Source organism: Lachnoclostridium sp. (assembly GCF_031997925.1).
In the GTDB taxonomy this organism is placed as follows: Bacteria; Bacillota; Clostridia; order Lachnospirales; family Lachnospiraceae; genus Lachnoclostridium.
On the sequence record NZ_DAMADT010000004.1, the window covers coordinates 11,650 to 27,442 of the forward strand.

The 15,793-nt window shown below is 33.1% G+C and carries 11 protein-coding genes; 8 read left to right on the plus strand and 3 right to left on the minus strand.

Annotation, left to right across the window (positions count from 1 at the left end):
* Nucleotides 1-101 precede the first annotated feature (101 nt).
* Together RTP52_RS04230 and RTP52_RS04235 are read left to right on the plus strand one after the other, a co-directional pair.
* Nucleotides 102-1,346 carry an MFS transporter gene (locus RTP52_RS04230; protein ID WP_312104868.1) on the plus strand — a complete coding sequence of 415 codons (1,245 nt, stop codon included), beginning with the start codon at nt 102-104 and terminating at the stop codon, nt 1,344-1,346.
* 375 nt (nt 1,347-1,721) lie between these two features.
* A complete protein-coding gene (locus RTP52_RS04235; RefSeq protein ID WP_312369398.1) occupies nt 1,722-3,446 on the plus strand; it encodes an oleate hydratase in 1,725 nt (574 codons plus the stop codon).
* A 340-nt stretch (nt 3,447-3,786) separates the two neighbouring features.
* Here RTP52_RS04235 and RTP52_RS04240 read toward each other — a convergent pair whose 3' ends face one another.
* Entirely contained in the window at nt 3,787-5,169 is a 1,383-nt protein-coding gene (locus tag RTP52_RS04240) for an MATE family efflux transporter (protein WP_312369399.1), read from the minus strand.
* A 439-nt stretch (nt 5,170-5,608) separates the two neighbouring features.
* Between RTP52_RS04240 and RTP52_RS04245 the strand changes: the two genes are divergently transcribed.
* The 4 genes from RTP52_RS04245 to RTP52_RS04260 all read left to right on the plus strand — a co-directional run bounded on the left by RTP52_RS04245 (nt 5,609) and on the right by RTP52_RS04260 (nt 10,795).
* Nucleotides 5,609-6,166: a hypothetical protein gene (locus RTP52_RS04245; protein WP_312369401.1), complete on the plus strand. Its 558-nt coding sequence runs from the start codon at nt 5,609-5,611 to the stop codon at nt 6,164-6,166.
* Nucleotides 6,167-6,346: 180 nt separating this feature from the next.
* Nucleotides 6,347-7,255: a hypothetical protein gene (locus RTP52_RS04250; protein ID WP_312369403.1), complete on the plus strand. Its 909-nt coding sequence runs from the start codon at nt 6,347-6,349 to the stop codon at nt 7,253-7,255.
* Nucleotides 7,256-7,774: 519 nt separating this feature from the next.
* On the plus strand, nt 7,775-9,205 hold the full coding sequence (abc-f, locus tag RTP52_RS04255) for a ribosomal protection-like ABC-F family protein (RefSeq protein ID WP_312369405.1): 1,431 nt from the start codon (nt 7,775-7,777) through the stop codon (nt 9,203-9,205).
* Nucleotides 9,206-9,814: 609 nt separating this feature from the next.
* A complete protein-coding gene (locus RTP52_RS04260) occupies nt 9,815-10,795 on the plus strand; it encodes a hypothetical protein (protein ID WP_312369407.1) in 981 nt (326 codons plus the stop codon).
* 166 nt (nt 10,796-10,961) lie between these two features.
* Here the strand turns inward: RTP52_RS04260 and RTP52_RS04265 are convergent, their stop codons facing one another.
* Both RTP52_RS04265 and RTP52_RS04270 read right to left on the minus strand, forming a co-directional pair.
* Entirely contained in the window at nt 10,962-11,546 is a 585-nt protein-coding gene (locus RTP52_RS04265; RefSeq protein ID WP_312369409.1) for a TetR/AcrR family transcriptional regulator, read from the minus strand.
* A 276-nt stretch (nt 11,547-11,822) separates the two neighbouring features.
* Nucleotides 11,823-13,730: a flavocytochrome c gene (locus RTP52_RS04270; RefSeq protein ID WP_312369411.1), complete on the minus strand. Its 1,908-nt coding sequence runs from the start codon at nt 13,728-13,730 to the stop codon at nt 11,823-11,825.
* Nucleotides 13,731-14,171: 441 nt separating this feature from the next.
* Between RTP52_RS04270 and RTP52_RS04275 the strand changes: the two genes are divergently transcribed.
* Nucleotides 14,172-14,471: a DUF2089 family protein gene (locus RTP52_RS04275; protein ID WP_312369413.1), complete on the plus strand. Its 300-nt coding sequence runs from the start codon at nt 14,172-14,174 to the stop codon at nt 14,469-14,471.
* A gap of 644 nt (nt 14,472-15,115) precedes the next feature.
* Complete coding sequence (locus RTP52_RS04280) at nt 15,116-15,673, plus strand: CDP-alcohol phosphatidyltransferase family protein (RefSeq protein ID WP_312106019.1); 558 nt, start codon at nt 15,116-15,118, stop codon at nt 15,671-15,673.
* The last annotated feature ends 120 nt before the right edge of the window (nt 15,674-15,793 follow it).

Sequence of the window (15,793 nt, forward strand, 5' to 3'; positions counted from 1 at the left end):
TTCTTATGTAAAATATTCGATATACTTAAGTCAGCGATGAATACGATTATATATAGACCTGAACTAAATTAACACCAATAGTTTGCGGGCTATGGAAAGGCATGGTTATTAATTTGAATACTAGAAAATCTACCTTATGGACATCTAATTTTACAATAATTACATTAGGCACTATCATCAGTGCAATCGGAGGAGTTGCAGTTAATTTTTCCTTCTCCTTTGTTGTTCTAGATAATACTCAAAGTACCTTATTAGCAGGAATATTCCTTGCAATATCAATGATACCAGGTATTCTTCTCCCGATTCTGATATCACCTTATCTAGACCATTTTAAAAGAAAGCCAATTATTGTTGGAATTGATGCATTTAATGGCATTTTATATTTGGCATTTGGCGTATATTTGATGATTAATAAATATAATTTTCTTAGCTATACGTTATTTTCTTTAGTGACAGGGTCCACTGGAACAATTTATCAATTGGCTTACACAAGCTTCTATCCAAACTTAATTCCGGAGGGGTATGCACAGAAGGGATATACAGTGTCCAGTATGATTTATCCTACCGTTATGATAGTTATGAATCCAGTTGCAAGTTTACTATACTCAAATTTTGGTATGGGTTGGGTCTGCATGATAGAAGGTGTTTTATTATTATGTGCTTCTCTTATGGAGACTCAGATAAAAGTAGAAGAAAAGGTTTCTCATAAAGGTCATTTTTCTCTAAAAGAATACTGGAATGATTTATCGGAGGGAATTCGTTATTTAAAAAAGGATAAGGGTTTACAAAGAATTTATTCGTATATGCCAATTACTCAAGGAATCAGTCAAGGTAACAGTAGCTTAATTAAGGCATATTTTATGGCGACGCCAGGTCTTGGGATAACTCTTTATTCCATTTTTACGATTGCAGAATTTATTGGTAGAACGATAGGAGGCATAATTCACTACCGAATAGAGATCAAAGCGCAGAAGAGATTTCGCTTTGCATTTCTTGTCTATCAGTTGTATAGCTTTATGGATATGATTTTATTATGGATTGGATATCCATTTATGTTATTGAATCGTTCGATCTGCGGATTTCTTGGAATTAATAGTGCTACATTGCGTGAAAGCAGTGTACAAAATTACATACCAGATGATAAGAGAGCAAAATTAAATGCAGTATTTCAAGCAACATTCTCACTTTCAGGAATGCTATTTAGCGTTATTATTGGTGGGTTAGGAGAGATTGTGAGTTACCAAATGGCGATTGTAATTATGTCACTCATCAATATGTTGTTATGTTATTTCATTATGTATCGTGGTAGAGAAAAGGTAAAAGAAATTTATAATCATATCTATTAAGTTGATTTGCAAGAAAAGAAAGTTTAATTATAAATGATTGGGACTAATATTTCAAATAAGCTTGCAAATAAGATATTTAATTAGCTTACTAATAAGTATAAAACAAGCTTGCAAATAAGTATAAAGCAAGCTTGCAAATAAGTATAAAGCAAGCTTATCATTCAGGAAATCCCCAAAGCTGCGGTCAATGACCTCAAAGCCATAGGCTGGGGCTAGAACTGAAAGGTGTTTAGTCTGTCACCACCCTCGTCATATAATAGTCCACCATCTTGTTTTTGAGATTTTTTTAAAACTAAAATAATACATAATGTTTCTAGATTTGCTTATACTTCTATAATAGAATTGAATGATTTTTTAGAAGTATGAGGTGGCAAAATGAAAAGAAGGAAATGTTCTTGTATAGAAATTGCAGCATTTATAACGATTACAACGGTGGCTGCTCTTTGTACAAAAAAATGTTTTAATAAAAATCGAAAAAACAATATGAAACGGTATTTTGACCTAAAGGAAGCGCTAGATACAAATCGTGATGTTTATTTTATTGGAGGCGGTTTAGGGTCCTTAGCTGGTGCGGCGTATCTGATTAGAGATTGTAGGATGAGTGGCGACCGTATTCATATCATAGAAGCTCTTCCTATACTTGGTGGAAGTAATGACGGAGCAGGAGATGACCATTCTGGCTTTAGTTGCCGTGGTGGCTGTATGTTAAATGAAGAAACCTACGAGAACTTCTGGGAGCTGTTCCAAAGCATACCATCGATTGAGATGCCAGGAAAAAGTGTAACAGAAGAGATATTAAATTTCGATCATTTACACCCAACCCAAGCTCAGGCAAGATTAATCAATAAAGATGGAAAAATTTTAGATGTTCATAGTATGGGATTTAATACAAAAGACCGACTTTTACTTGGAAAGCTTATGCTTACGCCGGAAACAAAGCTTGATAATTTGACGATTCAAGAATGGTTTAAGAACAGCAAGAACTTCTTTAAAACGAATTTCTGGTACATGTGGCAAACAACATTTGCATTTCAAAGGTGGTCAAGCTTGTTAGAATTCAAGCGATATATGGAACGAATGATATTTGAATTTTCTAGAATTGAGACGTTAGAAGGTGTTACAAGAACGAGGTTTAACCAATATGAATCTGTTGTTTTACCACTAAAAACCTATCTAGAAAAACATGGTGTAGATTTTAGCATGAGCGCAGCTGTTGAGGATATTGATTTTGCAGAAGGGGAAAAGATAACAGCGACTAAAATTCATACTCTAAGGGACGGAATAAAGGAAGTGATTACTTTAAAATCGACGGACCTTTGTATAATGACCAATGGTTGCATGTCAGATAATTCCACTGTGGGTGGGCTTCATACACCACCAAAGGTAGATTTTTCTGCCTCACTATCGGGGAAACTTTGGTCTCGTGTCGCTAGTAAAAAGCCTGGACTTGGTAATCCAGAACCTTTCTTTGACCATCCATATGAGACAAATTGGGAGAGCTTTACTGTAACACTAAAAGGAAATATTCTCTTAAGAAAAATTGAACAGTTCTCTGGAAATATACCTGGTAGTGGTGCTCTTATGACGTTTAAAGATTCCAGTTGGTTAATGAGTATTGTAGTTGCTGCTCAGCCACATTTTAAAAGCCAACCAATGGATACTACAATTTTCTGGGGTTATGGACTGTATACTGACCACATTGGTGATTACGTAAAGAAGCCTATGCGAGAATGTACCGGTGAAGAAATCTTAATCGAGTTGTTGCATCATCTTCATTTTGAAAAAGATGAACAACGTATTCTTAAGGATGTTGTTAATGTGATACCTTGTATGATGCCTTATATTGATGCACAGTTCCAGCCAAGAAAAATGAAGGACAGACCTTATGTAGTACCAAAGAATTCCACCAACTTCGCCATGGTAAGCCAGTTTGTAGAGATTCCAGAGGATATGGTCTTTACAGAAGAGTATTCCATTCGTGCAGCTCGTATTGCAATATATACCTTAATGAAATACAAAGAAAAGAAAATTTGCCCGGCTACACCATATAAAAAACAGCCTAAGGTATTGTTGAAAGCAATAAAAACTGCATATCGTTAGCTGAACAACTATGAAATTAGTCATAATATGGGATGTGAATGTATCATAAAAAGTCGTATGAACGGTATCGTAAAATGATGTGTATAACTTCATAAAAGGTATATGAATTTATTTAAAAAATAGATATAGGTTGAAAAAGAAAAAGGACGTTAACTTATTTTTATTATGAATCAATAAAAGCAGAAAGCATGAAATTGTTGATGTACAATTCATGCTTTCTGCTTTTTTATGAAAATTCTGCATCATTAGCTACTGCTTTTTAGTATAAAATCTGTTTATCATGATAAGTTTACACATGATTATCTACTGCCTTTTATTCTGGTTTATGATATTTTCAATACTACGAATTAGCTTTTTGTATATTCGTATTTCCACAACGAGCATTCAAATGCTTGTTAAATACTTTAAGAAATACAGTCGTTGTTACAATGGCACAAATCGTATCACTTAACGGCTCAGCATAGAATGCGCTTTTTGCTGTAAATAATGAGGTTAATAATATCATATATACCACATAAGAGCTTTTACGGAATAAGGATAAGGCAAGAGCAGTTTTTGTACGACCTAAAGCTGTTAGTCCATCTATCAGTGCATATTGAAAGGAAAGAGGGATGATACCAAGTGTAAATGTTTTAATACCCCAAACAGATAGCTGTGTTAAGGAAGTATCCGTGGTAAAGATTTTTACAAAGTACTGCGGAACACTACGGGAAACTAGAAACATAAAAGAAGTAAATGCTAAACATAGTATCAATATTAAACGTTCTGCTTGTTTGATACGATCAGCACGTGCAGCTCCGTAATTATAAGAGATAATAGCTTGCGTTCCACCAGTTATTCCAACCATAGGGCCTGTGATTAGTAACATATAGCTTTGAACTATAGTAGCTGCTGATATTAATAAATCGCCTTCGCTAGAACCACCAGAATGCTGTAATACAGCATTCATAATAATGATAATAATACTATCCGATGCTAATATAATAAATGGTGATAAACCAATAGAAATTATCTTCTTAACGATTGACTTGGAGTATCCACCAAAGGTTATGCGTATAGGTACTTGCTTACGGAATAGAAAAATTAACGCAAATAGACACGAAAACATCTGCGCAATGACAGTAGCAATCGCAGCCCCAGCAACCCCCATATGAAATCCGAATACAAATACGGAATCAAGTATAATATTACTAATAGCACCGATTAGGACAGTTGTCATACTAACCATCGAGTAACCCTGACAAGTAATAAAATAATTCAATCCAATACTTAATAAAGCAAAAAAGGTTCCAGCGGTATAGATTGTCATATAAGTATTAGCATATGGAAATGTGACATCACTTGCTCCGAATTTATAGAGTAAGAAATCCTTGGAAAGTAAAAAAATAAGAGTTAAAGTTCCGGATAGAATAAGTAACATTAAGAAGCTGTTCGACAAAATTTGCTCAGCTTCCTTCTTTTTTTGTTCTCCCATTTTCATAGCCATTAAGATGGACCCGCCTAATCCAACCAAAGTACCAAAGGAGGAGAGTAAAGTTACGATTGGACCACATACCCCAACACCTGCTAATGCTACGTCTCCAATTTCAGGGATATTCCCAATATACATACGGTCAACAATACTATAGAGTACATTTACTAATTGAGCAATCATAGTAGGGATTGCTAGTTTAAAAACTAATGAGGAAATATTATCTTTCCCCAAATCATTTGTCTTTTTCATAGATAAGTTTCTTCCTTTTTCATGACAAGGAAAAGTTCGCGAAGCATGCTTTTTCTTGTCTGTGTGTTATAGATGCAATTATGAAGATTTTATTAATCACACCAAAGTAATATAGTAGCATAAATTAGTAGATTATCAAGTAGAAAATAGAAAATTATCTTAGGTATTTTAATAAGTTTATGAAATTAATTAAACGATTATAATACTTGGTAATAAAAACCTGTAATAAAAACCTGGTAATAAAACCTGAAATAAGACTTATTAAAAGGCTTGATAAAAGAAAACATGGTAAAAGAAAGAAAACTTAGTTAATAACTTAAAAAGAATTTGTTTAATTTGATTATAAAATTTGATAATATAATCTGTCATCTCTTAATTAATGCTTAGATATCTTTTGTAAACATATAGTATAAAGAAGATTGATATTTTGGAGGAATCCGTGATAAGAAAAGATACCATAAAGACCTCAACGTATCTATTGATCTTTTTACTTATGATTTCTATGGGATTTCATCTTTATGATCATAGCAGCTATGGACAAATTGCAGTGAGTGCAGAGGAAGTGGATCGATATAAGCTAAATACTGAATTATTGTTAAAAGCAGTGGAGGAGTTAGGGGTATGTACTCCTAATGCAGCGTTAGATGTATTTATTAAAAGTATCAAGGATAGAAATGGAGCAATGATGTATTCTATTTTATGCGATTCTTTAAAGAAGAATTATCTTTCCCGCTTAGAAGAAAATTCTCCTTACTGGGTCACTGGAGTTTCTAGTCCTTGGGTATCACAAGTAGATATTATAAAAGAAACAAAGAAAAAAGACGGAAGTTATGAATATGAGTTATTGGTAAAGACATTAACCTCAGCAGGTCCAGACCGAGAATATAAGGGGGAACTTACCATACAACGTGATGGTGATTTTTATAAGATTTGTCGTATTTTTTTTGAGAAAGACTTTGGTATATATACAGGGGTTACTATATCAGGAAAAATGTGAGATTTTTTGATTCGTAAAATTAATACAACAGTTGAATTTGAATGACTTAAACTCAGAAAAATCCTAAAAATGTCGAAAAAGATAACATCCCCTAGTTGTGAACTTTCTAATTTCGTTGTACAATAGAAAGGTGACCTTGTGAATTGTGTCGTTAAGGTTATAACAGTAAGGAGGACTAGTATGATACCTGGAATAGTAGCAGAAGCAAACAAAGCAATAAAATATGGGGATTACATGGCAGCAGTTCGTTTATTAGAGCCACAGGATGAGGCAAATCCATATGTATTATCTACGTTAGGGAAAGCATTTTTCTTTCTAGGAAGATTTGAAGAATCCTATAAAATATATCATCGTCTTTTTTGCGAAGACATAGTGAAACGTGAGGAAGCAGAAGTACCATTTGATGAATTTGATTCAGATGGAAGAGAAATGATGGTATCGATTGAAAATCTCGGTATTCCTCAGATGACGGATAGACTCCCAAAAGCTGTGAGCTTTTTATATCCTCAGAGTGAGGAATCTCCAAAAGAAATCTATGAAGAAAGCAAAAAGCTTCAGAAATTGATGGATGAATGTGCTTTAAAGGCAAAGAATGACGAGAAACTTGCAATGAAGCTTATTCTTGATAAGATCGATGTGCTACTTAATTCGAAAGATCAGAGAGAAGTAGCGCTTGGATGGTTTTATCACGGTGAATTAAATTTTCGCCGAAAGGATTATATGGAGGCTTATAAATGCTATTTAAAAGCAGCGACCACTGAAGTTCATAAAGCTCTTTATTATGGCTATGCTGGAAATATGCTTATGAAACTGCGTGAGCAAAATCCAAATCTCCTTGGTATTGCTTCTATTTTAACAAATCGAGCAATTGAGCTAGATTTTAATAATGCAAAATGGCATTATAATCAAGGTCTTATATTGATGGGCTTATCGAAAGTATTCGGAACTGGTGGAAGTGGACACCAGGCATTTTTAAAGGCAGCAAAAAAAGAATTTGCATTTGCTTATCAAGCATGCCGGATAGAGCAATTAAAATTACGAGATGAAATTGAAACCATCTATAATGATGTTAGACAATTAATTTATTAAAAATACGAGGTGTTGGTACGATTTTTTGTAGCAACACCTTTTTTGATATTTAAGAGTTTGCCTTGTAATGAGGATAGTAAGATAATAAGATAACTTCTTCTATATAAACCAGCACTACTGCGCGGTAACTGAAGGTACGACAATGTATAATAAAAAGTTTAATGTATAATTTGACATAAAGTTTTCACAATAGTATAATGTAGACAGAAAAGAAAAAGGTGGTATAAGAGAACATGAATATATAGTGACTGAACAATGTAATTGGTAGATGTAGAGTAACTTTACTGTGAATTTAGGTAAGGTCTATTTATATTTCCATTTCGTTTAGTCATGAGACGTTCTATCTGTTAGTCAGATACTAGAATAGTCATGAGACATTCTATCTGTTAGTCAGATACTAGAATAGTCATGTTCAGAATATCACTTAGGTATAACCATACTCATAAGAGATGATTATAGTTAAGAAACGATGTTTTAGATCCGTTCTGAACGAAGTGGTGTTTAGGAGGGATTTTTTTTATGCTATTATATGGACAGAATATAAAAAAAGAATATGGGATACAAAGTGTACTTGATATAGGTAAACTTGCTATTGAAGATGGGGATCGTATCGGCCTAGTTGGACGAAATGGGGTTGGAAAAAGTACCTTATTTGGTATATTGAGTGGAAGAATTGAATGTGATGAGGGAGTCATAAAGAGAAATTGCGAAATCGCTGAAATATTACAAAGCGGTGAGACGGATGGTAATGCGGATGGTGGCTTACGAAGCAGATTTAAGTTAAAAGATAGTGCGATAAAAAGTGGTGGAGAAAAAACAAGGCTCGCAATAGCATCTGCTTTCTCAAAACACGCCCCTTTACTATTTGCAGATGAGCCTACTACTAATTTAGATGTAAAAGGAATCGAGCTTCTAGAGAAAATGCTTTGTGGGTATCGTGGTGCAGTTGTACTAATTTCTCATGATAGAGAGTTATTAGACAGAGTATGCAATCAAATTTGGGAGCTAGAAGATGGGGAGCTAAGGATTTTCCAGGGTAACTATACTTCTTGGTATGAACAGCGAAAGAGAGAGCGTGAATTTGAACAATTTGAGTATCGTCAATATGTGAATGAGAAAAAACGGTTAGAAAAAACAATCTCAGAAGTGAAACAGGATGCAGTTAAGGTTGCAAAGCCTCCAAAGAGAATGAGTTCCAGTGAATGGATGTTATATAAAGGAACCGCATCCATTCAACAAGGTCATGTTCAGGGAAGAGCGAGTGCCTTAATTAGTAGACTAAGTCATCTAGAAAAGAAAGAAAGGCCCAAGGATATTCCTGAAGTGTCAATGAAACTTGGAGAAATGTCGAAGATAAAGGCTAAGGTTGCAGCAAAAGCTGAGAATATCACGATTTCTTTTGGAGACCGCACGATATTTGAGGATGCCAGTATAGCAATAGAAACTGGGAAGAAGACCTTTTTATTGGGCGAAAATGGAACCGGAAAATCAAGTTTAATTAAAGCAATATTACAGGAAAATGAGCATACCTTTATAACCAAAGATGCGAAGATAGGATATTTTTCACAGGAGCAAGAGAATTTAAACTATGAGGAAACCGTCATTGAAAATGTAGTTTCAACTTCTGTAGTCCCTCGTCATATTTGTAGAGCTGTACTAGCCAACCTATATATGAAGGAGAATGATATTGAGAAGAAAGTACGAGTTTTATCAGGTGGTGAGAGAGTTAAGACGGCAATAGCGAAAGTCCTAGTATCCGGTTGCAATTTTCTTGTTCTTGATGAACCAACCAATCATATGGATATCTATACAATGGAAGGTTTGGAACAACTATTATCAAGTTATGATGGAACGCTGTTAGTGATATCACATGATCGAAAGCTCGTTGAGAACCTAGCAGATATTGTATATGAAATTTCTGATCAAAAGATTCGTAAGTTAGATATTTAAAAGATATTTTTTATTCGTAACAAGAAAAAGAGCGCAAACGTTCTTTTTCTTGTTATATAGGGTAGAAGATTTTTATCTTCTGCCCTATTATTTTTGTCTAATCAATAAATTTAAGGTTAAGTATACAATCATGATTCCTGTTTTTGTTAGGTGAATCTATGTTCCATAATCCTATAGTAAGCTTTTTAAGAAAACGCTATTAAGTCAATATTGTTAGCGAATTCTGTTATGTAAACATAATTAAGTGAACATTGTTGGGTAGAATCTGTTAAGCAAATATTATTAAGTGAATATTGTTAGGTAAAATCTGTTAAACAGATATTAATAAGTGGACGTTGTTAGGTGAATTATGTTAAGCAAATATTTGTATGTAAACTCTCTTATATAAACAACGCTTAATTTTTGACATACATAAATAAACTAAAATCCGTACATTTTTACTAACATCTGAAATTATATTACATATTATATTATAAATAGTGATTCCAATGATTTTAAACATAATAATAGATGTAGGCATGAATCATTAGTTTCTTTACATATACATAGTATAGGTTATGTTAAGGTAAGAAAAAAGGACAACTTCATCTCCTTGCATTGGAGGGTGCTATGAAAGAAATTTTAATATTGATCATTACATTGTTGCTTGCTGTTATAGCATACATTTGCTTAAAGCAGAGAAAAAATTATTATAATCAGTATTCTTGGTTTCAGAAAAAAGATGGAGCAAAGGTGAAAAAAAATTCCTGGTTTCAAAATATATGGGAGGAGAAAAAGGAAGCGCAAGAGGAAAAGAAGTCGATTATAAAGGAGAGACAAACAAAAGAAGTAGAAAATATAGTCAAAGTGTATTCAGCGAGCAGTGAAATAAGAAATGAAAATCCAATGATAATAAAACAAAAGATCGTAGAAGATTACATGGAAGTATATCAAAAATGTGAAGAGTATAGGCAAGAAGAAAACTATAATAAATTATTAGTTAGTATAGTACCTTCCATTCAAAGAAGTTTAGGGCTTTGTCATTATGTTTTACCCAAAAAAGAGTTATGGTCAGATGCTCCTAAGTTGATGTGTGAAATCAAAGAATCATTAGTGAGTAATATAAAAGAAGCTGGATTTTTACTCAATTCCTCTGGTAAGTTTGTTATTTCCTCAATTGATTCTGAAATGGAACGTACTAGACTATTGCAATTAAATCTAGAGGATTTAAAAGAAAAACTTAAAAAGAAAAAATCAGAAGTAGCAATAATACATCGATATAGTGAAATGAAAAAAATCTGCAAAGAATCAGCATCATGGATTTCTAGATTACAGATTATCCTTGAACAGATTGTAGAACAAGAAGTAGTATTAGAATCTAATTGTAATGAGCTTAATGATATATGTACCATGTTAGAACGTACTTTTGAACAAAATGGATTTCATTTTTTCTACTATGAAGATTTAGTGGAAGAATCTAAAATAGCAAAAAGTTTTCGCAACTTGGAGGAATGTTCTTATTCCTATCCAGCATTGTGTAGAAAAATGGAGCGTATCGGGTTTCAGATTTTTCTCAATTATTGCGGTTGCTATAAGGAGTTTAAGTCATAATAGCTATATTATATAAGCGGTTGTTCTATCTTTTATTCAGTTATTTTTTCATAAAGTAGTAAGTAATTATATAATCAAGTAAAAGTATTTTCATGAACTTTTACTTGTTATGAAAATTGGTGGTGAATCGAAAGAAGGATTCACCACCAAATCTAAATCTAAATATTCACTTTTCACTACATAAGCTAATGCGAAAGAGTAAGATAAACTGGCGTAACGATTCAATTAAGTCATAGTTGCCATCTCGTTTGGCCCAATCCGCACTATAACCTCGAAGAAGAACCATTAGCATCCTTGTTGTTTGTTTGGGGGATTGCTTTAGATGAAATTGTTTTTTGTCTTCACCACGACTTAAAATTTGTTCTAATATTTGAAAGATCCCACGCTCCTCATCTAGATAATTAGGAGAATCATTCTTTAAGGGTGCTACACTAATGCATCGACATGTTTCAACACCATTTCTGATTATATAAATTCCATAATGTTCGCAAAAGGTAACAAGATTACTTGTTTCATCCTCAGTAAAATTTTTAGTTACCTCATTCAAAAAATAGTCATCGATATCAGCAAATAGAGCATAAATCAAATCTCCTTTTTGAGGGAAGTAATGATAAAATGTTCCAGTTGAGATCGAAAGTTTTTGACAAAGACCACGAATAGTTATATTTTCATAACCTTCTGCATTAATTAAGTCTGTGATCTGAGTAAATAATTCTTGTTTTCTTAAATTAAACTTTTTTTGAGGGTTCATAAAAATCCTTCTTTCCCAATTCTTTTACGATACAGGAGATAGCATTTTGATACTATTACCTTAATAATTGTTTTGATAGCAATTTTCTTAAAAGGTTTTGTATATTATTTAATATACATGTATTTTTAGTTACTATTATAGTAACATAAAAAAATTTTTTCGTCAAAATACAGGGAAAGAGGAGCATAGGAAAACTGTAAGATACAGCTTCTTTTGCTCCTCTAAACATTAAGTCAAATTAATAACAATGCTTTTCCATAACATTAATTCGTTATATTATTTTTGAAAACCTGCTGCATTGGTTCCTGCAATACGTCCAAATACTACAGTATCAGTAAGTGCATTACCGCCAAGTCGATTGCTACCGTGGATTCCTCCGGTAACTTCACCAGCTGCATATAAACCTTTGATGACTTTTCCATCTTTATCAAGTACTTCTGTATTATTATTAATTTGCACACCGCCCATAGTATGATGAACAGTAGGTACTCTTACAGCTGCATAGTATGGTGGATTGTTAATACCGTTATTTGCCTTATTAGTATCAGTAAATAATGCTCGGCCGAACTCATCCGTCTGACCTTCTAATTCACCACCAAGGCAGTAACGATTATAGTCATTTACAGATGAAGTTAAGTTTTCAGATGAAACGCCCATAAGTCCTGCAAGTTCCTCTAAAGTATCAGCTTTATAAGCACGACCAGAAGCTACAAGATCAGCAATACTCTCTCCAAAGTTATTTATTTCATCACCTTTAGGATAAGTGTCACTATCCATTACGATATACATAGTAGCATCTTTTTGATTAAATAAACCGAGAGTCATTTCATCACGACGACCAGCTTCATTAACGAAACGATTACCATCTAAATTAACAAAGATACGACTTTCTACAGAATGTTCGATATTACCAGAGAGGCTTCCGGTATTTGGATCACCAAGTGGTAATAACTGAATGTTTCCCATCTGAACTAAATTAGCTCCAACTTTTTCTGCCATTATGATACCATCACCAGTAATACCACTTGTGTTTGTGCTTGGAATGGACTCGTCAAGGGATGGCCACTTGTTTAATATTTCATTGGCATCCTGACGCATCTCAACGTTCTGGCTGAAACCACCAGTTGCTAATACAACACCGTTGTTAGCATTTACAACAACTTTATTTCCTGTTTTTCCGGTACATACAACACCAGTGACAACACCATCAACCGTAATAAACTCTTCCGCAGTAGTGTTATATACCATCGTAATTCCGGTATTATTATCTAGAAAGTTCTGATAAGTCTTAAAGAAACCAGTTCCTTCTGGCTCTACAGGTTTATGTGCTCGAGGCCACATACCACCAGTAACGGTAAAGGTTTCATCATAAAATTCCATCCCAAGACTCTTAAGCCATTCAACACCATTCCATGCATTATCAATTAAAGTTTTAACTAAAACAGGATCACCTTCCTGATCACCACCATTAAATGTTTGCTCATAGTGAAGAGCAGTACTATCATTATTTGCTAATGCTGTTTCACTACCTTCATCAACGGCATTTAGTGCTCCACCAGAAAGGATCGTATTTCCACCCATTTTACTTGTTTTTTCAATAACAATTACACTTTTTCCTGCTTGTTTTGCAGTTACTGCAGCAGCCATACCAGCACCACCAGCACCAATTACAACAACATCAGCGGAAAGTTCTTGGTCTTCTACTTTATCTACTATTTTTTTAACTTCAAGTAAAGTGTTGATATCTTCATCAGATAATCCAGCTTGCTTTAAGCTTTCTACAACACCATCAATAATAGCGTTGCTTGTTAAAGTAGCACCGGATACTACATCGACACCAAGACCTTGAATTTCCATAATTTCAGCTGGAATGGATAGAACTGCTGGTTCACCTATGCCAGGAGTCTCGCTGTGTTCAATTTGGATATCTGTAATTGCATTCTCAGATACGGTTACAGTTACAGTCATCTCATGCATTCCGGTTACTTTAGCGGAGTATGTACCTGGGGTATAGGTTAAGGTTCCATTAGAAACAGCTCCCTCTGTTGGAACTGGGGTTGGTGTAGCAGAAGTATCCTCCGGATTCTTCTTAGAGCACCCGGCAAGTGTAGCTACTGTTAACATAGCAACTAAACCAAAGGTCATCATTGTTTTTGTCGACTTTTGTAAAAATTTTTTTCTCATAAATCCTCCTATTATAATAATGATAAAAAAGTGAAATAATATAAAATTAGAACATGTATTAGAACATGTACTAGAACATATATGTTAAATTTATAACATAATAAATGATAGAAATCAACCCTTATATTTGAAAAAATGCTAAAAAATAGTTAAAAATATTTAAATTATTTCATTATAGCTTTTTAATTTTATTTAAATCTAAAGATTCAATAGTAATATTTTCTATTTATTTTGTCTAAAAAATATCTATATATCATGAATTTTCTACATCAGTATGTGTACACACATTAAGACTCATAATGATTTGAAAACCAGTATGATTACGATATACTATATTTTTCTTACAATATTATAGAATATTTTATTTTAATTCCAATATAATTTAATATTGACTTTAATATAATTAAAGTTTAAACTTAATATTATTAAAGGAGTGATGTTATGGCAATTGAAGTTGTTCCAGAATGGATGGCAAATTTAGATGATGAAGACATTTCATTTATTAAAAAGTTCATACTTGCCTCTGGTTCTTTAAAAGAGATAGCGAATCAATATAATGTTACGTATCCTACAGTTAGATTAAGGCTGGATAAGTTAATACAGAAAATCAGAATCGGTGAAGACACTACGAATGACCCGTATGTTGCCTTGATAAAGCGTCTTGCTGTGAATGATAAAATTGATTTTGATACGGCTAAGATATTAATTTCAGAATATAAAAAAGTGGGGAGGGAGAATTAGTATGGATGGATTGTTTGATAGATCGTTGTTTTTATTGGTTTTTTTTGTAGGGTTAATAGGGTTGCAAGTATTTCTATCAAAAAGAAAAAATAAATGGTTGGGATTAATCTTCCCATTATTCTGTATCTTTTTTTCAGTAGTAACAATTCTTTTATCCATTTCCTCATCATGGTTGCTGATAGCACTTATTATGAATATACCGACTATTATATTTCTAGTAATTTATTTCGCATGCAGAGGACAGTTTAATAGGAACAATGAACTTGAGAAGATGAATATTCTAGATTTAGAATGAGAAAAAGGTATATTTAATAGATATAATAAGGTTCCAATTTAGTGTTTATAAATATCTACAGCATAAATCATCTAAAAAACTCCAACCACTGTACTATGGTTGGAGTTTCTTTGATGTCTGCTTGAAGCAAATAAATACAAAAACTTTATCTATATTGTGGTAATATCTTATTAGTAGTATACTAAGTAGATGTACATTAAAACAAAAATAGATTGTAACTAAATATAATTAATTTAAGCTATTAGAACAAGAAGATTGTAATTTTTGTATACGTTTGATTAACTTTAAAATTATTGAGAAGATTAAAAATATAATATTAGTGATAGAGTAGGAGAGAAAAGGTGATAAAATGAAAGTAACTGCAAAAGAAGTCTTTAATATACCAAATATTTTGTGCTATATTCGTTTCCTATTGGTTCCATGTTTTGCAATTAGTTATCTAAGGGCAGATAAGCCGAGAGATTATTATTTAGCAGCATCTTTTTTATTGATTGCAGGTATTACTGATCTTTTGGATGGGTTTATTGCTAGAAAATTCAATCAAGTAACAGAGCTTGGAAAAGCGATTGACCCAATTGCAGATAAACTTACACAAACGGCAATACTCTTGTGTACGATGTTCCGGGTGAAGGGTATGTTTTTGTTAGTGATATTATTTGCTGTAAAAGAATGTACGATGGGGGTTTGCGGTTATCTTCTATTAAAAAGAAACAAAAAGCTAGATGGTGCGATGTGGTTTGGTAAGGTTTCCACTGCTGTATTTTATGTTACTATGTTAATCTTAATAGCTTTTCCAACCTTAAATGTTGTTTGGATTAATTTATTGATGGTAACTACAGGGGCTTTTTTAGCTTTATCGTTTATACTCTATATTCCGGTATTTGCTAAGATGTTTCGTGAGAGCTGATGAGAATTTAAGTTAGAATAGAAAGCAAAGGTAGAATAGAAAGCCCAAAGGAAGAATGGAACAAACAAAGGAAGAATGGAACAAACAAAGGAAGAATGGAACAAACAAAGGAAGAATGGA